This window comes from Anaerosolibacter sp. (assembly GCF_029240175.1).
In the GTDB taxonomy this organism is placed as follows: Bacteria; Bacillota; Clostridia; order Peptostreptococcales; family Thermotaleaceae; genus Anaerosolibacter.
On record NZ_JARBTM010000002.1, the window covers coordinates 157,478 to 177,341 of the forward strand.

Sequence of the window (19,864 nt, forward strand, 5' to 3'; positions counted from 1 at the left end):
TAATCGACAAAGGGTTTATGAAGAAAAATGAAGAATTCTAACACGAATCAAACAATTTAATGATAGCAAAACCAAGTTGCCTAGATTAAAGTGTTTTTGATAAGTAGTACACTCTTATTTTTATCCAGATCATTGGATAGAAGTGCCACCATAGTATATTGTGTCAAAAGGATTCATGATAAAAGGGGTGATTAAAATGAGATTCTCCTGTAATCGTAAGTTTACATGGATTGCATTATTACTTAGCATGATCATCATTCTATATACTGTAAGAGCACCTGTTTTGGCTTTAAGGAACATAGAAAAGCATGTTTTGATTCTAAACTCCTATCATAAGGGATATAAGTGGACCGATGATATGGTGAAGGGAATTGAAGATGTATTAAAGTCAGACCTAGAAAATATTAATTTGTCAGTGGAGTATCTTGATGGTAAAAGAGTTCACGGGGAACTATACTTTCAGAAGATCTATGAAATCTATAAGCATAAGTATGAATCAGAAAAGTTTGATATCATATTTACTACAGACAATGATGCGTTTTACTTTCTAAGAAACTATGGACAGGAGCTTTTTCCAGGAGTACCTATTGTTTTCTGTGGAATGAATCATTTCCAAGATACAATGCTTGCTGAAAATCAGAACGTTACAGGTATTGCCGAAAATCCTGATATTAAGGGAACCATCGATTTGGCATTGAATCTACAGCCAAATACAAAACAGATATATTTTCTGTTTGATAATACCACAACAGGCAAACTCTTTAAGGCGTATACCAAAAGCCTATCCAATCAATATGAAGGAAAGGTTGAATTTATTATAGGCCATCATACCGATGTAACATCGGTTGCAAAAGAGGTCAGAGTACTCCCGAAGGATAGTATTATCTTCTTTCTCGCGTTATTGCAGGATCAAAAAGAATTTATGAGCTATGAGAGAGGTGCACAAATCATTAAAGCAAATAGTTCCGTACCTATATACAGTGCGTGGGAATTCATGATGGATTATGGCATTTTAGGTGGGAAGATGATTCATGGATATGACCATGGGGTTCAAGCAGGAAAGTTAGGATTAAGGATACTCATGGGTGAAGTCCCGGAGAATATTTCAGTCGTCAGACATACACCGAGCAAATATATTTTTAACTATCAGGAACTAAAAAGAGTTGGTCTTCCTATGAAGGACCTGCCACTAGGAAGCTTGATCTTGAATTTACCATCTGCTAGCTATGCCATACCAAAGAATATTATCTATATGGTAATAAGCAGTATAATCATTGCGCTAGCAAGTATTATCACTGTGCTGTTGAGATATATAAGAAAACTGCGAGAAACGAGAGAAGCCTTACGGGAAAATGAAGAACAGCTGAGAAACTTAATCAATGCCATGCCAGATTTCGTATGTTTTAAGGATGGGGAAGGACATTGGATAGAAGTGAATCATGCTTGCCAAGAGATCTTTAGATTAGAAGGGATTGACTATAAAGGAAAACGGGATAAAGATTTGGCGGAGGAAGTAGCCTCTTGTGAAGGAGCGTTACTAACTTGTGAAAAAACAGATGAGATTGCATGGAGGAATGGAAGTATAACCTGGGACGAAGAGATGATTACAGGAAAAGATGGGGCAGAAAAAATCTATGATGTATGTAAGGTACCTCTATTTAAAGAGGATGGAAGTCGTAAAGGAATTGTTATCTTGGGGCGGGATATTACAAAACGAAAAAAGGATCATGAAAGAATACAGCAATTGAAAGAGGCGATAGAATATGACAAACTGAAGACAGAGTTTTTTGCTAATCTGTCCCATGAACTGCGAACGCCTATAAATTTGATTTTGGGAACGGTGCAGCTTTTGGAGATGAATTTAAGAAGCAGAGAAATGTGTGACAGAGAGCCTGATATGGCGCGTCGAATGAGGATTGTGAAACAAAATTGTTTTAGACTGCTACGATTGGTAAACAATCTCATTGACATTACAAAGGTTGATGCAGGATATTTAGAACTTGAGCTAGAAAATCAGAACATTGTAAGTATTATTGAGGATATCACCCTATCGGTTGCTGAATATACAGAACACCAAAATATACATCTTCAGTTTGATACAGAGGTTGAAGAGAAGAACATGCTTTGTGATCCTGACAAAATAGAACGTATCATGCTAAACTTGCTTTCCAATGCCATTAAGTTTTCAAAACCAGGAGGAGATATTTTCGTTAATATTTATGATCGAGGAGAAAATATAATAATCTCTGTAAAGGATACTGGGATTGGTATTCATGCAGACAAACTGGATGTTGTGTTTGAACGGTTTCGCCAAGTGGATAAATCCTTTACAAGAAGCCATGAAGGCAGCGGCATCGGATTGTCCCTTGTAAAATCTCTTGTGACACTTCATGGAAGAAGGATTACATTAGAAAGCGAATATGGTAAAGGCTGTGATTTTTTAATCGAGCTGCCGGTAAGAATACATGCAGGTAGGACATTTGAACAACAAGAGAGGATACCTGTGCAAAGTCGTGTGGAACGCATACATATAGAGTTTTCGGATATTTATGCCTAGATTTAGAAAAAAATGCAAATGATAAAAAATTCAGAAAATTTTAATGAATTTAAAATTATTGAGGAGAGATTGTTTTTTATCGAGAATATTTATGGTACAATGCTAATAAGTATAGAATGTGGACAAAGATTCAAAAGATCTCTTAGGGGGTGGGATAATGGAGATAGTGCATCTAAGGGATATCATTGACGTAGAAATTTTACAGGAAATTCAAGACAGATTTTCTGAAGCTACGGGTATTGCGGCAGTAACTGTAGATTTTAGGGGTAAGCCTATCACCAAGTATAGTAAGTTTTCCAGATTTTGCAGCCTAATCCGTGAAGTTGGCAGATGCAGAGATGCCTGTTATCAATCCGATGCCCATGGTGGGCTAGAGGCAGCAAGGAGAGAAGAACCTTATATTTATCGATGCCATACGGGTTTGGTTGATTTTGCGATTCCCATTACGGTAAATGGACAATATATGGGATCTATCATGGCTGGACAAGCTAAGATTGAAGAAAGTGAACTCAATCGATTGGATCAGATTGTAAAGGAAGTACCAGGATGGAAAGACAAGGAAGAAATTAAGGCAGCTTACGATGAAATTCCAGTGACTTCTTATGACAAAATTGTTGGAGCAGCTCGATTGATGTTCTTGGTTTCTAACTATATGGTAGAAAAAGATATGATGAATTTAATGCAGGAAGAGTTGAATACGAAGAATTTGAAGCTCATGGAGCAAGTGAAGGCCCGGGCAGAATTGGAACGGGCATTAAAGGATACCGAAATAAAGGCACTCCAATCCCAGATCAATCCACATTTCTTGTTCAATGTGTTAAATACTGTCGGTAGGCTGGCCCTCATCGAGAAAGCGCCTAAGACCCAGGAAATCGTTTACGCTTTGGCAGAATTACTGCGATATATACTAAAAAATATTGATCAAATGGTGAAGTTAGAGGATGAGATTGCTCACATTGAAAGATACCTAAAAATACAGTCCGTTAGGTTTGGTGACCGTATTCAGTATGTATTAGATATTCCAGAATCCATAAGAAATATCACTGTACCTGCCATGCTTTTACAAACCCTCGTTGAAAACGCCATCAATCATGGATTGGAACCTAAGGAAGAACCGGGAACGATTAAGATCATTGGTTATGAATTGGAAGAGGATGCCGTGATCGAGATTATTGATGATGGCGTGGGCATGTCAAAAGAACGGCTTCATATGGTTCAAGATGAGCATCTAGATATGGGTGCCCTTAGTGAATCTACAGGCATCGGAATTAATAATGTCAACAAGCGACTCATCTATCATTATGGATCAGAGTATAAGTTGAAAATTAAGAGTAAACCCCATGGGGGAACGAAAGTAAAAGTAAGGATCCCGATGAAAATAAGCAATAGGAGAGTTTCCCATGTGCAAAGTGCTGTTGGTCGATGACGAATATTTGGAGCGGGAGGCACTGAAGATCATACTCCATGAAGAACTAGAGGGGATAATGGTAGTTGGGGAAGCTTCTACAGGAAGAAAAGCCATAGAATTGTGTGAAACTCAGAATCCAGATATGATTTTCATGGATATTCGAATGCCTGGAATGGATGGGCTTGAAGCAACGGAGATCATTAAAAGCCGATACCGAGAGAAAATCATCATTATTCTCACGGCCTATGATGATTTTCGATATGCCCAGAAAGCCATAAAAGCAGGTGCGGATGATTACATATTAAAACCTGCTCGACCTGCAGATCTTGTAGAAGCTGTAAAAAAACATAAGAAATTAAAAGAGAGCTTTAAAGAAGCTCGAGCGTTGAATATTGATGAATTGATTCATCAGATTCATGCAGAGGATTATAAGAGCGCAAAAGAGAAACTGAAAGTTGTGACCCATCAATTGATTCGTTTATATGGAGAACAACAGGAGCAGCTAAAAGAAAACGCCCAGATGATTGTGAAGAAAATGTTGGAAGCTTGTGAACATAAGGGTCTAAAGCCTATGCAGCACTGGGATAAGGGAAGTAGTCCCCTTGAAGGAATCACTTTGTTTACGGTTAAAGAAAGATTGGCGCAGATATTAGATCATGTATTTGAAGAGATTGTCCATGGAAAAGCTGTAGAAGATCATAAAGAAATTTACGCCATATTAAATTACATTGAAAAAAACATTCATCGACACATTACCTTGGAAGAAGCTGCAGAATATGTGCATTTGAGTTCCTATTACCTCAGTAAGCTTTTTAAAAAGGAACTAAACATAAATTTTATTCAGTATGTGACCGAGAGAAGGATGGAAAGAGCCAAGGAATTATTAGAACATACCGATTTACCGATTTTGAATATCGCATTGGATTTGTCTTATCATGAACCCAATTATTTTAGCAAGGTCTTTAAGAAAGTGGTAGGGATGACGCCTACGGAATATAGAGAGTCGAAAGAAAAAGAAAAAAGTCAATAACCAATTAGCGTTGAAAACACCTACAGGATACAGTGTATCACTTAGGTGTTTTTTTGTTGTCGAAAAACTGAGATTGAGATCAAGATCGAGATTAAGGTTGTAGGGAACAGATATATCTGTTCGGCTGTAGGGCGATTTAAGAATCGCCCGCTTTTTCTCAATCTTGATCTCGATCTTAATCTTATTTGTACAAGATTTTACCCAATGACAGCAAAAAAATATCATGATTTATACCATGACAAAATGTTGCCGTAATAGGGTAAAAAAATACCTGTATCGTGTATACACGGCCACAAATCATTGTCTGTTGAAGACAAATACGTATCAAGGCAATTGGCTCTAAAAATAGAAATTATTAATAAACATATAGCAAGTCACCATAGACGAGCTTAAAGGGCAAACGTTTTGCGGTGGGTGTATGTTAAAAAGCCATAGGGCTTAAATAAAAACAAAAAGGGGGCATTTTAAATGACCAAGGAAGCATTAGGCATGGTAGAAACAAAAGGATTGGTAGGCGCTGTTGAAGCAGCTGATGCAATGGTAAAAGCAGCCAATGTTGCGTTAGTTGGCTACGAAAAAATTGGATCAGGTCTTGTAACCGTGATGGTAAGAGGTGATGTTGGTGCGGTAAAGGCTGCTACAGATGCAGGTGCTGCGGCTGCTCAAAAAGTGGGAGAGGTTGTTTCTGTCCATGTAATCCCAAGACCACACACAGACGTTGAGAAAATATTGCCAAGATAGTAAACATGCAAATTTAATGGAGGTGTAAAAAAATGAAAGATCAATTGATTGAAAAGATAATGGAAGAAGTAATGAAAAAGGTAGACCAGCCAAAGGCAGAAGTGAAGGCTGAAGAATGTAAGCCACAGCAAAAGTTTTGCGGATTGACAGAGTTTGTAGGTACTGCTATCGGAGATAGTATTGGTCTAGTTATTGCGAATGTAGACAATCAGCTTCATGAAGCAATGGGATTAGATAAAAAATATCGTTCTATCGGCATTTTAGGCGCCCGTACTGGAGCAGGTCCTCATATCTTAGCTGCTGATGAAGCGGTAAAAGCTACAAATACTGAAATCATCAAAATCGAGCTTGCTAGAGATACAAAGGGCGGCGCAGGCCATGGCTGTTTAATTATCTTTGGAGCAGAAGATGTTTCTGACGCAAAGAGAGCAGTTGAAGTAGCGTTAAAAGAACTAGACAGAACCTTTGGAGATGTTTATGCCAACGACGCAGGTCACTTGGAGTTCCAATATACTGCAAGAGCCAGCTATGCATGTAACAAAGCATTTAATGCACCATTAGGAAAAGCATTTGGACTAATCGTAGGCGCTCCTGCTGCAATCGGTGTTCTTATTGCTGATACAGCTGTAAAGGCTGCCAATGTGGATGTAATCGGTTATGCTTCACCAGCAGGCGGAACGAGCTTCTCCAATGAGGTAATCCTATTCATCAGCGGAGATTCAGGTGCTGTAAGACAGTCTATCATCGCAGCGAGAGAAGTAGGCGTGAAGCTTCTTGGAACCCTTGGCGAAGAACCAAAGCCAGTAACAGTTCCTTATATATAAAAAGTCAGTAGCATATAAAGGAGGGAAAACGGATGAAATCAAAACGCTTTCAAGTTTTAGCAGAGCGTCCTGAGAAGATTTTGATATGCTTGATAGCTTTATCGCAGATCATGCCATCAATCTACAAAGAGCAGAAGAGGCCATGGCCATTGATTCTCTAGAGTTCGCTAGAAGACTGGTGGATATCAATATTCCTAGAGGAGAAATTGTAAAATATACGACAGCTATGACGCCTGCAAAGGTTGTAGAAGTCGTAGGAAACTTAACGGTGCTAGAAATGATGATGGCAGTGAACAAGATGAGATCAAGAAGAATTCCATCTAATCAATGTCACGTTACAAACGTAAAGGATCATCCTGTTCAAATCGCTGCCGACGCTGCGGAAGCTGCTGTGAGAGGCTTCGATGAGATGGAGACAACAGTTGGTATTACACGATATGCACCATTTAACGCCTTGGCCTTAATGGTAGGGTCACAGGTTGGTAGACCAGGAATTCTAACTCAATGTGCCATCGAAGAAGCGACAGAGCTAATTCTTGGTATGAGAGGACTTACTGCCTATGCAGAAACCGTTTCTGTATATGGAACAGAGCAGGTATTCATCGATGGAGACGATACACCATGGTCAAAATCCTTCCTAGCATCCGCTTATGCATCTAGGGGATTAAAAATGAGATTTACTTCAGGTACAGGTTCAGAGGTACAAATGGGCTATGCAGAAGGCAAATCCATGTTATATCTAGAAGCACGATGCCTATATGTAACAAAGGGTGCAGGATCACAAGGAACACAAAACGGATCTGTAAGCTGTGTAGGGGTACCTGCTGGGGTTCCAGGCGGAATCAGAGCTATATTGGCAGAAAACTTAATTGGTATGATGCTAGATCTAGAGTGTGCGTCCAGTAACGACCAAACATTTACCCACTCTGACCTAAGAAGGGTGGCAAGATCCTTGATGCAAATGGTACCTGGAACAGACTTCATCTGTTCTGGTTATAGTGCAACACCAAACTACGACAATATGTTCGCAGGTTCAAACTGGGATGCTGACGATTATGACGATTGGAATGTTATCCAAAGAGACTTAAGAATCGATGCAGGTCTAAGACCGGTAACTGAAGATGTTGTGGTAAAAGTAAGAAACAAGGCTGCGAAAGTTATTCAGGCGATATTTGAAGAACTGGGTCTTCCAGCCGTTACAGATCAAGAAGTTGAAGCAGCTACCTATGCCCACGGAAGTAAGGATATGCCAAACAGAAATGTGGTTGAAGACTTAAAAGCTGCTGAAGAAATGATGGCTAGAGGGGTAACAGGTCTTGACGTAGTAAAAGCCCTTTATAAGAGAGGCTTTGAAGACGTAGCTGGTAGTGTATTCTCCTTATTAAAGCAAAGAGTCGCTGGGGACTACCTTCATACTTCTGCTATTTTAGATAAAGACTTCAAGGTAATCAGCTCAGTGAACGATCCTAACGACTATCGTGGTCCACAAACAGGATACGTCATCAGCGATGCAAGATGGGAAGAAATTAGAAATATTCCCAACGCTGTAAATCCAGAAGACTTTTAAGAGACCAATAAGGAAAGGGGTGCAACGAAATGAAATTAAATGAACAATTAATCCGTAGTGTAATAGAAGAAGTACTTAAGGATTTCAACCTAGATACATCCAGTACAGGAAGTGCTGCTGTTTCAGTTCCAAGTAATGTTGAAGGACTTAACCTGGTAGAGAAAGGTGAGGCGAAAAAAGGTACAAAGAGCGATGAAGTTGTAATTGGTCTTGCCCCAGCCTTCGGTGTGCATCAAACAAGAACCATCATTGACATTCCTCACTATAAAGTGCTCAGAGAAATCATTGCTGGTATCGAGGAAGAGGGATTAAAAGCAAGAGTTGTTAGAGTTAACAGAACTTCTGACGTGGCTTTCATTTCCCATGATGCAGCGAAACTAAGCGGTTCTGGCGTTGGTATCGGTGTACAATCTAAAGGAACCACAGTAATCCACCAGAAGGATTTGTTCCCACTAGGAAACCTAGAGTTATTTTCTCAGGCACCACTGATTGATGAGGAAACTTATAGAGCCATTGGTAAAAATGCAGCAAAATATGCAAAGGGTGAAAGCCCAACACCAGTACCAGTAAGAAACGATCAAATGGCAAGACCTAGGTATCAAGCAAAAGCAGCATTATTGCACATCAAAGAAACAGAACACGTTCAGCTCGGCGCAAAGCCTGTTGAGTTGGATGCTCAGTTTAAATAATGGAGGTGAAGTTCATGAATCAACAGCAATTAATAGAGCAAATGGTGAGAGAAATCATGGCTTCTATGGGTACAGTGGATAAAGCAAGCGAAGTAAAAAGTGCTTCTACAAACACTGTTTCGAAGTCTGATTATCCATTAGGAGAAAAAAGACCTGAATTGTTAAAAACACCAACAGGCAAATCCATAAATGAAATTACTTTAGACAAGGTAATCGATGGAAGGGTAACCGCTGCCGATGTAAGGATTTCACCAGAAACCCTTGAACTTCAAGCCCAGGTTGCTGAGTCAGTTGGAAGAGATTCTTTTGCAAGAAATCTTAGAAGAGCAGCAGAGCTCATCGCGGTTCCAGATGAAAGAATTCTTGAAATCTACAACGCTCTGAGACCTTATCGTTCTTCAAAATCTGAGCTTCTGGATATTGCAGCTGAACTAGAAAACAAGTACAGTGCAAAGATCAATGCAGCCTTCGTTAGAGAAGCAGCAGAAGTTTATGGTATCCGAAACAGATTAAGACAAGAATAGAGTCTTGGATAAGATCCAGGAGGTAAAAGTATGAAGCTAATCGCAGGCGTAGACATTGGAAATGCCACTACAGAGGTAGCTATAGCCAAGATATCTTCTGAAAAGGGTGTGAGCTTCCAGTCCAGTGGCACCGTATTTACAACGGGAATTAAAGGAACACGACAGAACATCCACGGTGTCTTTGCCGCTTTAAAACAAGCTTTAGATAAAATCAACCTTAAGATTGAAGATTTAGATCTGGTGAGAATTAATGAAGCTGCTCCTGTGATTGGGGATGTGGCCATGGAAACCATTACGGAGACCATTATTACAGAGTCTACCATGATTGGTCACAACCCCTCCACACCAGGAGGAATCGGTTTAGGCATAGGAACAACCGTTGACATAAGCAATCTTGAAAATACAAATCTGAAAGAGCCAGTTATTGTACTAATTGGAAGAGTTGTGGATTTTGCCGATGCAGCGGAGCGAATCAATCGTGCCGTTGAAAAGGGAATCCAAGTACAAGGGGCTATTGCTCAAAGAGACGATGGTGTATTGATTCATAATCGCCTCAACCAGGTAATTCCGATTATCGATGAGGTATCGCTCCTAGAAAAGGTACCCATTGGAATGAAGGCAGCAATCGAGGTAGCACCACCAGGTGGTGTAGTAGAAGTGCTTTCAAATCCCTATGGGATTGCAACGGTTTTCGGCTTAAATGGAGAGGAAACCAAGCTGATTGTACCTATAGCTAGGGCACTTATTGGAAACCGGTCTGCGGTCGTTATTAAAACACCCAAGGGGGATGTGCAGGAAAGAAGAATACCAGCGGGTCAAATACACGTTCTTGGTGAAAAACGAAAAGGTATCGTGGATGTGGATGATGGGGCTTCTAAAATTATGGAGGTGCTAAGATCGACTGCTCCAGTAGAAGATATCAAGGGTGAGCCAGGAACCAATGCAGGGGGGATGTTAGAGCGGGTAAGACAAGTCATGTCCGAGCTTACAAAGCAGCATCCCAACGACATTAAGATTCAGGACCTTTTGGCTGTAGATACCTTTGTACCACAAAAGGTCAAGGGTGGATTGGCGGAAGAGTTTTCCATGGAGAACGCCGTTGGTATTGCAGCCATGGTAAAAGCCGACAAGCTGCAAATGCAGATGATTGCCGATGAATTGCGGAAAGAAATATTAGTAGATGTGGAGGTTGGTGGCGTAGAAGCAGATATGGCCATACGAGGTGCCTTAACCACGCCTGGAACCAACGTGCCTTTGGCCATCTTAGATATGGGTGCAGGTTCCACGGACGCTTCTATTATCAACAAGAATGGCGAAATTACTTCAATTCACCTTGCTGGTGCCGGAAACATGGTAACACTGCTAATCAATTCTGAATTAGGTCTTGAGGACTTAGCCTTGGCAGAAGATATCAAAAAATATCCCCTTGCAAAGGTAGAGAGCCTATTTCATATACGACATGAGGACGGTACGGTAGAATTTTTCGAAAAACCTCTGAATGCCAATGTGTTTGCCAGGGTTGTGATCCTGAAAGAAGGAAATATGCTGCCTATCCCAGGACAGCAGTCTATTGAGAAAATCAAATATGTTCGTAGGGGAGCCAAAGAGAAGGTATTTGTAACCAATGCATTGAGAGCCCTGGGTATGGTTTGCCCCACTGGAAATATCCGTGACATTGAGTTTGTGGTACTGGTAGGAGGATCAGCTTTAGACTTTGAAGTACCGCAGCTTGTAACCGATGCATTGTCACAATTTGGTGTTGTGGCAGGCAGAGGAAATATCAGGGGAACGGAAGGCCCAAGAAATGCAGTGGCTACAGGACTGATATTGGCCCTAAAAGAAGGGAGAGGAATTCAGTGAAGATAAACTATGGAAGTCAACAACCAGCAATCCATATTTATTATAGTTCACTGGGAATAAACCCCTCCCTTTTTAATCAGATGCTCTTTGGTATGGAAGAAGAAAATGTCCCTTATCTGGTAATGCGTCAGGAAGAGAAGTCAGCTTTGAAATTAGGTTATCAAGCTGCAGACGATTCCAGCCTTGGTGTTGGCGTTGGTATCGGTGAAGATGGTACAGTAATACTCCACTATAAAAGGCTGAAGGAAGAGGAACCTCTTTTTCAAATCCATCTCCAAAGAGATATGAAGAAGCTTCGAAAGCTGGGTGCCAATGGGGCACGGTTGGTAAAGGGTATTCCCTTTAAGGATTTGGAAGAGCAGGAAACTGAGAGGGTTATACAGGAAGAAGGCATAACCAGAGAGGATATGGCCCTTTTAATCGCAAAGGTAATGAGCAAAATGAAGGAAATTGTATAGATAGATGGGAGGTGTAGACTTTGCCAAAGCTTGCTTTAGGATTGATTGAAACCGTGGGTTTGGCTGCAGCCATAGAGGCGGCAGATACAGCAGTAAAATCTGCCAATGTAACTTTATTGGGTTATGAAAACTCCAAAGGCGGTGGATTGATCACTGTTAAATTAGAGGGAGATGTGGGCGCTGTGAAGGCTGCTGTGGAAGCTGCCAGCGCTGCGGCCAGCAAAATCAATAAGGTTTTTAGTAAACAAGTGATTCCCAGACCCCATGAAGAGATTGAAAAATTGGTATACACCAAAGATACAGTAGGAATGACAAAATCTGAGATCGAGACTGAGATCAAGATTGAGGAACAAGAAGCAGCTGGGACCAAGATGAAAGACGAGGTTAAGGCTGAGGTTGAGGTTGAAGAGACAAAGATCGAAGTTGAGCCAGAGAATGAAGAAGTGGCTGAGGTTGAAGTTGAGGAACCCGTCATTGAAGTAGTAGAAGAAACCACAGACGATGATGGGGAAGAAGCCTTGGAATTTGTGAATAGTACAGAAGAAGTATGTAATTTATGCAAGGATCCAAAATGTTCCAGACGAAAAGGTGATTTGAGAACGAATTGTATCCATTACGATGAATTGAAGGAGGTAGTATCATGAGTGATGCACTAGGAATGATAGAAACAAAAGGTTTGGTAGGTGCTATAGAAGCCGCCGATGCCATGACAAAATCAGCAAACGTTCATTTAATTGGTTATGAAAAAATAGGATCTGGTCTGATTACTGTTATGGTAAGAGGGGATGTAGGGGCTGTAAAAGCTGCTGTAGATGCGGGTGCAAGTGCAGCTGCAAAGGTAGGAGAATTGGTTTCCAGCCATGTTATTGCAAGACCTCATATGGATACTGAAAAGATATTGCCTAAGACAGTGGAGTAATTTATGATGATAAGCAATAATCAAGGATTGGTTGAAAAAATCGTATCAGAAATCGTAAAAAGGCTCTTATCTTATGGAGATGAGCCCTTGGTACCCATCGGAGTTTCTAACCGCCATGTCCATCTAAGTAAAGAGGATTTAGAGATACTCTTTGGGTCGGGATATGAACTGACAAAGATGAAGGACTTAAAGCAGCCTGGTCAGTATGCTGCCCAAGAAACCGTAATGGTAATCGGTCCTAAGGGAAAGTTTGAGAACGTTAGAATCCTCGGGCCGGTACGGAAGGAAACCCAATTAGAAATCTCTATCAGTGATGGATTTGTTTTGGGACTGAAAGCTCCTGTTCGAGAGTCTGGTAAAACCCAAGGCACACCTGGATTTATCTTGAAAGGACCAAAGGGCAGTGTGGAGAAGGAATACGGTGTGATTGCTGCTTTAAGGCACATCCATATGCCTCCCGATTATGCAGCCCATTTTGGACTGATGGATAAAGAAATGGTAAGTGTAGAGGTGAACAGTCCGCGAAGGATTATTTTCCACGATGTACTGATTCGAGTTTCAGACCAATATGTACTAGAGATGCATCTTGATATAGATGAGGCCAATGCAGGGGGAATCGGGAACGACGACCTAGGGAAAATCGTAAGGGATTAAAGGAGAATATGTCTATGGATCTAATAAGAGCAAATGACTATATAGAAAGCTTTGCCAAGCTCATAGAAGGGCAGCAGGTGAATGGATACCAAGGAAATCTAAAGGTAGGTGTCGATTTGGGAACAGCCAACATCGTACTATCTGTCCTAGATGAAATGAATCAGCCGGTGGCAGGGGCTTTATATCCTGCATCGGTGGTAAAGGATGGCTTGGTAGTGGACTATGTGGGTGCAGTACGAATTGTTAGAAATCTAAAGCAGCAGGTGGAGAGCCTGCTTGGGGTAAGATTAACCCACGCTGCCACCGCTGTTCCCCCTGGGACCATTGGAGGGAATGCAAAGGCCATCGCCAATGTGGTAGAATCATCGGATATGGAGGTCATCAACGTGGTGGATGAACCAACAGCAGCAGCAGCAGTATTGGGCGTAACCGATGGTGCTGTGGTTGATGTTGGGGGAGGTACCACTGGGATCAGCATTCTAAAGAATGGTGAAGTTATTTACACAGCCGACGAGGCCACAGGCGGTACCCATATGAGCTTGGTTGTGGCAGGAAACTACAAAGTTTCTTTCGAAGAAGCAGAAAAATTTAAAAAAGATCCTAGCAGGCAAAAAGAAATTTTTGTGGTGATTAAGCCAGTGGTAGAAAAAATGGCTTCCATCGTAAAAAGACATATTGCATCCTTTGATGTAAAGAAGATTTATGTGGTAGGAGGTGCCTGCTGTTTTCAAGAATTTGAAAGCGTGTTTTTTAAGGAAATAGGCGTAGAAACAGTAAAGCCTGAGCGGCCTCTCCTGGTCACACCCCTTGGTATCGCACTGAACTGTAAGAAGTGAGGTGAAACGTATTGAATGGCAATGAGGCATTAAATTGGATTATAGACGAGGTAATCCGAAGGTTAGAGGCTAGAAGAAAAACGGCTCTTGTTATTTTTACAGGAGCTGCCATTGGTTTTCAAGAGTCAGTGCCTCAATTGAAAGGGCTATTAGTGGAAGGGTGGAGCTTAAAGGTTTTACTTTCCAATAGCGCTGAATATGTATTGACACCGCAGTTGATCAAAGAACAGCTAAACATGGAAGAGGTTTATCTGGAGAGAGAAGTAAAAGGATTAAATGCCATATACAAGGATATTGGTCAAATGATTATTCCAACATTGACACTTAACACTGCGGTGAAAATTGCCCTTGGCATTGCTGATACCCTAACCACAAATGTGGTAGCCCATGGACTAATGGAGGGGATTCCTATCATCGCAGCTAAGGATGGCTGTGATTTGAAGAATCCCACACGGCTCCAGCTTGGGATGGATAAAACACCAACGGCATATTTGATGAAAATGGAGCAGCATCTAAATACTTTGGAAGATTACGGTATTCGTCTTGTGAAAGCAAGCCAACTGTACAGTGCCGCAACAAAAAACCATATAGCTATTTCTTCAAGTAAACAAAGTCAAGAACAACAGGCGGTCCATACAGTGACCAAAAGAGTTCTCAGCCGAGCAGATATTATAGATGCAAAAAGCATGGGCAATGTGCTCCAGGTATCGCCTACCACAATAATTACGTCTCTGGCTCGGGATACTGCCAAAGAGTTGGATATCCGCATTATCCAGGAGTAGAAAAGTTTGAAATGAAATGTACTGGATCATAGAAAGAGGCAGGTGTTATAGATGTATGTTGGTAAAGTGATTGGAATGGTAGTAGCTACCAGAAAAGACGACAATCTAATAGGCAAGAAGCTAATGATCGTTCAACCCACAGATTCAAAAGGCCAACCCACTGGGAAAGAGGAAGTTGCCGTCGATTCTGTAGGAGCAGGAACCGGTGAATATGTGCTGGTATCCAAGGGCAGTTCTGCAAGGCACATATTTGGCAATCCAAGCTCTCCTATTGATGCTGCGATTGTAGGTATTATCGACAGCATGGAAGTTCAACCGTAGAGGATGTGAAGCTATGGGTATCTATACAAAAAAAGGTGACAAGGGAGAAACCGGCTTATTGGGCGGCAGCAGAATTCGAAAGGATGATCTCAGGGTGTCTTGCTATGGTACCTTGGATGAGGCCAATGCAGCCTTAGGTGTGGCCTACTCCTTACTAGAAGATAAAGAAATTCAAAGAATCGTGAGGGACATTCAAAAACGACTGTTTGTGTTGGGGGCTGAACTCGCCAGTGACCATGCAGGGCGCGAATTGTTGAAAGATACGGTTCAACAAAAGGAAATAGAAGCCCTAGAAAGTATCATTGATCGATATGAAGCACAGTTAGGGCCATTGAAGGAGTTTATCATTCCTGGAGGAACAACGGCCTCGGCATCCATTCACTTGGCAAGAACCATTATAAGAAGGGCTGAGCGGCTCATTGTAGAACTCAGTGAAGGAACAGATGTGCGGCAGGATTTGATACAATATGTAAACAGACTGTCGGATACGTTGTTTATGTTGGCCCGTGGTGAAGAACAGTATAGCTTTAAGGAAGCGGTGAAGGGAAAGGTGTTAGAGCGGCTGGGATACAAAGCAAATCGTAAAAATCTAAATCTAGATTTGGCAAAGAAGATGGCGGAAGCAGTGGAAGAAAAAGCCACACAGATGGGTGTTCCCATCGTATTTTCCGTTGTGGATGCAGGGGGAAATATGATCTTACTTCATCGAATGAATGATTCTTTGCTGGTAAGCTTAGATATCGCTCAGAATAAGGCCTATACATCGGCCGCATTAAAGATTGCCACCCATGAAGTGGCGCCATTGATACAGCCCGGGGAAGTGCTGTACGGATTACAGTGGACCAACCAAAATCGGATTGTGACCTTTGGAGGGGGATATCCTCTAAAAATTCACAACGAGATTGTAGGCGGCATTGGAGTAAGCGGCGGAACCGTAGAAGAAGACATGATCATCGCAGCCCAAGCATTGAGAGTATTTGAATACGAAAGGGGGATCTAAATTGAACGTGGAAGCGTTGAAGATAGAAGAAATTGTGAAAAAAGTGTTACTAGAGATCAGCAGTAAAACGGAAACCGCTGATGAACAATATGGTATATTCCAAGATATGAACGATGCTGTAGAAGCAGCATGGCATGCGCAAAAGCAGTTGGTTAAGTTCAATCTGGAGACCAGAGGAAAGTTTATTGAAGCGATGCGAAAAGAAGCAAGGAAGCATGTGGAGCTTTTCGCAAAAATGGCCGTAGAAGAATCAGGAATGGGCAGGTACGAAGACAAAGTATTAAAGAATATTGTAGCCATTGAAAAAACACCTGGCATCGAAGATTTAAGATCTGAAGCCTATACTGGAGATGATGGATTGACATTGATTGAATTGTCTCCTTATGGGGTGATCGGTGCCATTACGCCCACTACAAATCCAACAGAAACGGTGATTTGTAATGCCATTGGTATGATTGCCGCAGGCAACACCGTGGTATTTAGTCCCCATCCATCTGCAAAAAACACTTCTCTAAAGTCCGTAGAAATACTAAATCGCGCCATTGTTGAAGCTGGAGGACCAAGCAATCTGTTGACAACAGTAAGCGATCCAACCTTAGAGCAAGCAGAAATCATGATGAAGCACAAGAAGGTTAATATGCTTGTGGCAACTGGCGGCCCTGGTGTGGTAAAAGCAGTATTGTCTTCAGGTAAGAAAGCTATTGGAGCAGGTGCAGGCAACCCTCCAGCTGTGGTAGATGATACAGCCGATATTGAAAAGGCTGCAAAGGATATTATTTCAGGATGCAGCTTTGATAACAATCTTCCTTGTGTTGCGGAGAAGGAAGTTATTGTATTGGATTCAGTAGCCGATTATTTAATTTTCAATATGAAGAAGCATGGTGCCTATGAAATAAAGGATGCAGATGTGCTAAACAGGCTGCAAGCTTTAATCTCTGACGAACGTGGTAACCCCAACAGAGACTTTGTTGGCAAAAATGCAGATTATATTTTAAGTAAAATCGGCATCGATTGCGATCCAAGCACTAAAGTAATCATCATGGAGGTCGAAAAAAGCCATCCTTTTGTCGTTGGAGAATTAATGATGCCTGTGCTGCCCATCGTTCGCGTAAAAGACATTGATGAAGCCATTGCATTGGCTGTGAAGGTAGAACACGGATTTAGGCATACGGCCATTATGCATTCAAAAAACATTGACCATTTGACCCGTTTTGCGAAAGAAATTCAAACAACCATTTTTGTAAAGAATGGACCATCCTATGCAGGTATTGGCGTTGGGGGCGAGGGATATACCACATTTACCATTGCTGGTCCTACTGGCGAAGGTTTAACTTCCGCCAAGAGTTTCGCCAGAACTAGACGATGTACCCTTGTAGGAGGATTCTCCATTAAATAGATGAGGTGGAAAACATGGATAAGCAGCTAATTAATTTCATTCGTGAAGCAGGAATTGTGGGTGCAGGGGGCGCAGGATTTCCCACCCATGTGAAGGTAAATGGAAAAGCTGAATATATCGTAGTAAATGGGGCTGAATGTGAGCCCCTGCTGCGAGTAGACCAGCAATTGATGACCTTTAAAGCAGCTGAGGTTCTAGAAGGATTAAAAGCGATTGTAAAGGAAACAGGGGCCCAGAAAGGAATCATCGCTTTAAAGAAGAAATACAAATTGGCCATCGAGGCTTTAGGAAGAGAGATTCATCCAGGGGATCCCATCGAGATTTTTGAACTGGGGGACTTTTATCCGGCAGGGGATGAACAAATCACAGTATATGAAGTATTGAAACGTATTGTGCCTGAAGGCGGTATTCCTCTCCAGGTAGGCGTGATTGTTACCAATGTGGAAACCTTGTTAAATGTCAGCAATGCCATGAAGGGAATACCTGTAACCCATAAGTACCTAACCGTTACTGGGGCAGTAAGAAAACCTGTTACAGTGAAAGTCCCTGTTGGCATAAGTATTCGAGAAGTGATCGCATTGGCTGGCGGGGCAACGGTGGATCGATTTAAGGTGATTGATGGGGGCCCTATGATGGGGAAAATTGTGGAGAATATCGACAAACCCATTACCAAAACATCAAAGGGGATTATCGTGCTGCCAGAGGAACATTCATTGATTCAGGGCAAGGTAAGGTCTATAGAAATCATGCTCAGACAAGCAAGAACAGCCTGCTGTCACTGCTCTCTATGTACTGAAGTCTGTCCAAGAAACTTGCTTGGGCACAAGCTTCATCCGGATAAACTGATGAGAATCGCCAGCTACAATAGTACTTGCGAAAACGATGTATCCGTTACGGAAGCTTTTCTATGCTGTGAATGCGGGCTATGTGAGACTGCATGTATCATGAACCTTCAACCTTGGAAATTAAATCAGTTTTTAAAGGGGAAATTAAGCAGTGCAGGCATTAAGAATCCTAACAACAGGCAGCCTGTGAGAACCAACGAGTTTAGAGACTATCGAAAGTTTCCAGTGAAAAAGCTTGTTGCACGATTGGGCCTTGACTTTTATAACGTTGATGCACCACTGGTGGAAAGCGTAAACCATGAGTTCCTATGTGTTGTGTTAGATAGAAAGCAGCATATTGGGGTTAAGACAGAGCCTTTGGTGCAAGCAGGAGATGTTGTGGCATTGGGGCAGGCTGTTGCAGATGTAAAAGAGGGTCAATTGGGGGCAAAGATTCATGCCAGCATTGATGGCATCGTACAAAGGATCGATGAAAATGTGATAGAAATTTGTAAACGATAAGGGGGAAAAAGTATGTTTAGCATGGAATTAATTTTAGCAGCTTTTGGCGGTGGTGTTTTTGGTGCTTTAATTGGGGCATTACCAGCATTTATATTCACTGGATTTGTGGGATTGATCGGTGTTGCAGTGCTTGCATCCGGTGGTGCTGGAACAATTTTAGGCGATGTGGTTTTTGGAACGTTATTGGGACCTCATATTGCCTTTGCAGGAGGCGTAGCAGCGGCAGCCTATGCAGCCAATAAGAAGAATTATTTAGCAAGCGGCGGCGATATTTTGACGCCTCTAAAGAAAACCAATGATGTAAGTGTTATTTTGGTAGGCGGTATTTTTGGAATTTTAGGATATATCATTAATGGTTTCTATGCTTCTATGGCATTGCCTACAGACACAGTTGCAATGACAGTGTTTACATCAGGTATTATTGCACGATTTGCCTTCGGTCAAACGGGATTATTTGGCAAGTACAGCGCTCAAAGTGAAGTTGCTGCTACCACAGAATTAGGAAAAAGAAGCTTTGTGCCTGATTCCAAATCATTTGCTTTTATTGCGTTGTATTCCTTTGGCTTAGGTTTAGTGATTTCATATCTTGTGGATCTTACACAAATCAATGTTCTTGGTTTCTGTATCAGTGCAGCCCTTTTAATCTTTGCACAAATGGGATTTGACATGCCAGCAACCCATCACATTACTTTGATTGCAGGTTATGCTGCCATAGCTACAGGAAACATCTTTATCGGAGCTATTTTCGCGGTGATTTCTGGTATCTTATGTGAAGTAGCGGCATTGACCTTTAACAGCTATTCAGATACCCATATCGACCCACCTGCAACGGCTATATTTATTCTTAGCTTTATTATTTTCATATTTATCTGATGACTAACAGCTCTAAGATCCCCACTTACATAAGTGGGGATGAGAGCTGTAAAGTCCCTAGATAACACGACTTGGCGTT

General features: G+C 41.6%; 20 protein-coding genes. All 20 read left to right on the top strand.

Going from position 1 to position 19,864, the window contains the following annotated elements; translation table 11 throughout:
* The first annotated feature begins 196 nt into the window (after positions 1-196).
* Positions 197-2,557, top strand: coding sequence for a sensor histidine kinase (locus tag K0R93_RS01970; protein ID WP_300296786.1), 2,361 nt, complete (start codon positions 197-199; stop codon positions 2,555-2,557).
* Between the two features lie 157 nt (positions 2,558-2,714).
* A complete protein-coding gene (locus tag K0R93_RS01975; RefSeq protein ID WP_300296789.1) occupies positions 2,715-3,983 on the top strand; it encodes a sensor histidine kinase in 1,269 nt (422 codons plus the stop codon).
* Positions 3,958-4,995 carry a response regulator transcription factor gene (locus K0R93_RS01980; protein WP_300296793.1) on the top strand — a complete coding sequence of 346 codons (1,038 nt, stop codon included), beginning with the start codon at positions 3,958-3,960 and terminating at the stop codon, positions 4,993-4,995. Before K0R93_RS01975 ends, K0R93_RS01980 begins: the two co-directional genes overlap by 26 nt.
* 468 nt (positions 4,996-5,463) lie before the next feature.
* Positions 5,464-5,736: an ethanolamine utilization microcompartment protein EutM gene (gene eutM / locus K0R93_RS01985; protein WP_300296796.1), complete on the top strand. Its 273-nt coding sequence runs from the start codon at positions 5,464-5,466 to the stop codon at positions 5,734-5,736.
* A gap of 32 nt (positions 5,737-5,768) precedes the next feature.
* Entirely contained in the window at positions 5,769-6,560 is a 792-nt protein-coding gene (gene pduB / locus K0R93_RS01990; RefSeq protein ID WP_300296798.1) for a propanediol utilization microcompartment protein PduB, read from the top strand.
* An 85-nt stretch (positions 6,561-6,645) separates the two neighbouring features.
* Positions 6,646-8,127 carry a propanediol/glycerol family dehydratase large subunit gene (locus K0R93_RS01995; RefSeq protein WP_330684970.1) on the top strand — a complete coding sequence of 494 codons (1,482 nt, stop codon included), beginning with the start codon at positions 6,646-6,648 and terminating at the stop codon, positions 8,125-8,127.
* A gap of 29 nt (positions 8,128-8,156) precedes the next feature.
* The gene (locus tag K0R93_RS02000) at positions 8,157-8,816 is read left to right on the top strand and encodes a propanediol/glycerol family dehydratase medium subunit (protein ID WP_300296801.1); all 660 of its coding nucleotides are present in this window, start codon (positions 8,157-8,159) and stop codon (positions 8,814-8,816) included.
* A 14-nt stretch (positions 8,817-8,830) separates the two neighbouring features.
* The gene (locus tag K0R93_RS02005; RefSeq protein ID WP_300296804.1) at positions 8,831-9,340 is read left to right on the top strand and encodes a diol dehydratase small subunit; all 510 of its coding nucleotides are present in this window, start codon (positions 8,831-8,833) and stop codon (positions 9,338-9,340) included.
* A gap of 30 nt (positions 9,341-9,370) precedes the next feature.
* Positions 9,371-11,200: a diol dehydratase reactivase subunit alpha gene (locus K0R93_RS02010; protein ID WP_300296807.1), complete on the top strand. Its 1,830-nt coding sequence runs from the start codon at positions 9,371-9,373 to the stop codon at positions 11,198-11,200.
* A complete protein-coding gene (locus K0R93_RS02015) occupies positions 11,197-11,658 on the top strand; it encodes a glycerol dehydratase reactivase beta/small subunit family protein (RefSeq protein ID WP_300296810.1) in 462 nt (153 codons plus the stop codon). Before K0R93_RS02010 ends, K0R93_RS02015 begins: the two co-directional genes overlap by 4 nt.
* Positions 11,659-11,678: 20 nt before the next feature.
* Positions 11,679-12,302 carry a BMC domain-containing protein gene (locus K0R93_RS19240; RefSeq protein ID WP_300296812.1) on the top strand — a complete coding sequence of 208 codons (624 nt, stop codon included), beginning with the start codon at positions 11,679-11,681 and terminating at the stop codon, positions 12,300-12,302.
* Positions 12,296-12,577: a BMC domain-containing protein gene (locus tag K0R93_RS02025; protein ID WP_300296911.1), complete on the top strand. Its 282-nt coding sequence runs from the start codon at positions 12,296-12,298 to the stop codon at positions 12,575-12,577. The genes K0R93_RS19240 and K0R93_RS02025 overlap by 7 nt, the downstream gene beginning before the upstream one ends.
* Positions 12,578-12,583: 6 nt before the next feature.
* Positions 12,584-13,231 (top strand): phosphate propanoyltransferase, encoded by a 648-nt coding sequence (locus K0R93_RS02030; protein WP_330684971.1) that lies wholly within the window; start codon positions 12,584-12,586, stop codon positions 13,229-13,231.
* 14 nt (positions 13,232-13,245) lie between these two features.
* Complete coding sequence (gene eutJ, locus K0R93_RS02035) at positions 13,246-14,067, top strand: ethanolamine utilization protein EutJ (protein WP_300296818.1); 822 nt, start codon at positions 13,246-13,248, stop codon at positions 14,065-14,067.
* Positions 14,068-14,078: 11 nt separating this feature from the next.
* Positions 14,079-14,849, top strand: a complete 771-nt coding sequence (locus K0R93_RS02040; protein ID WP_300296821.1) for a flavoprotein — start codon at positions 14,079-14,081, stop codon at positions 14,847-14,849.
* A 51-nt stretch (positions 14,850-14,900) separates the two neighbouring features.
* On the top strand, positions 14,901-15,170 hold the full coding sequence (locus K0R93_RS02045) for a EutN/CcmL family microcompartment protein (protein WP_300296824.1): 270 nt from the start codon (positions 14,901-14,903) through the stop codon (positions 15,168-15,170).
* 13 nt (positions 15,171-15,183) lie between these two features.
* A complete protein-coding gene (locus K0R93_RS02050) occupies positions 15,184-16,170 on the top strand; it encodes a cob(I)yrinic acid a,c-diamide adenosyltransferase (RefSeq protein WP_300296826.1) in 987 nt (328 codons plus the stop codon).
* Between the two features lie 7 nt (positions 16,171-16,177).
* A complete protein-coding gene (locus K0R93_RS02055) occupies positions 16,178-17,566 on the top strand; it encodes an aldehyde dehydrogenase family protein (protein WP_330684976.1) in 1,389 nt (462 codons plus the stop codon).
* A gap of 14 nt (positions 17,567-17,580) precedes the next feature.
* Positions 17,581-18,912 carry a 4Fe-4S dicluster domain-containing protein gene (locus K0R93_RS02060; RefSeq protein WP_300296832.1) on the top strand — a complete coding sequence of 444 codons (1,332 nt, stop codon included), beginning with the start codon at positions 17,581-17,583 and terminating at the stop codon, positions 18,910-18,912.
* Between the two features lie 12 nt (positions 18,913-18,924).
* Complete coding sequence (locus K0R93_RS02065; RefSeq protein ID WP_300296835.1) at positions 18,925-19,785, top strand: hypothetical protein; 861 nt, start codon at positions 18,925-18,927, stop codon at positions 19,783-19,785.
* The last annotated feature ends 79 nt before the right edge of the window (positions 19,786-19,864 follow it).

Bases quoted from the DNA above. Each gene is read 5' to 3' on its own strand.
- K0R93_RS01970 (WP_300296786.1), top strand. From the start codon at position 197: ATGAGATTCTCCTGTAATCGTAAGTTTACATGGATTGCATTATTACTT.
- K0R93_RS01975 (WP_300296789.1), top strand. From the start codon at position 2,715: ATGGAGATAGTGCATCTAAGGGATATCATTGACGTAGAAATTTTACAG.
- K0R93_RS01980 (WP_300296793.1), top strand. From the start codon at position 3,958: ATGTGCAAAGTGCTGTTGGTCGATGACGAATATTTGGAGCGGGAGGCA.
- eutM (WP_300296796.1), top strand. From the start codon at position 5,464: ATGACCAAGGAAGCATTAGGCATGGTAGAAACAAAAGGATTGGTAGGC.
- pduB (WP_300296798.1), top strand. From the start codon at position 5,769: ATGAAAGATCAATTGATTGAAAAGATAATGGAAGAAGTAATGAAAAAG.
- K0R93_RS01995 (WP_330684970.1), top strand. From the start codon at position 6,646: ATGCTTGATAGCTTTATCGCAGATCATGCCATCAATCTACAAAGAGCA.
- K0R93_RS02000 (WP_300296801.1), top strand. From the start codon at position 8,157: ATGAAATTAAATGAACAATTAATCCGTAGTGTAATAGAAGAAGTACTT.
- K0R93_RS02005 (WP_300296804.1), top strand. From the start codon at position 8,831: ATGAATCAACAGCAATTAATAGAGCAAATGGTGAGAGAAATCATGGCT.
- K0R93_RS02010 (WP_300296807.1), top strand. From the start codon at position 9,371: ATGAAGCTAATCGCAGGCGTAGACATTGGAAATGCCACTACAGAGGTA.
- K0R93_RS02030 (WP_330684971.1), top strand. From the start codon at position 12,584: ATGATAAGCAATAATCAAGGATTGGTTGAAAAAATCGTATCAGAAATC.
- eutJ (WP_300296818.1), top strand. From the start codon at position 13,246: ATGGATCTAATAAGAGCAAATGACTATATAGAAAGCTTTGCCAAGCTC.
- K0R93_RS02045 (WP_300296824.1), top strand. From the start codon at position 14,901: ATGTATGTTGGTAAAGTGATTGGAATGGTAGTAGCTACCAGAAAAGAC.
- K0R93_RS02050 (WP_300296826.1), top strand. From the start codon at position 15,184: ATGGGTATCTATACAAAAAAAGGTGACAAGGGAGAAACCGGCTTATTG.
- K0R93_RS02060 (WP_300296832.1), top strand. From the start codon at position 17,581: ATGGATAAGCAGCTAATTAATTTCATTCGTGAAGCAGGAATTGTGGGT.
- K0R93_RS02065 (WP_300296835.1), top strand. From the start codon at position 18,925: ATGTTTAGCATGGAATTAATTTTAGCAGCTTTTGGCGGTGGTGTTTTT.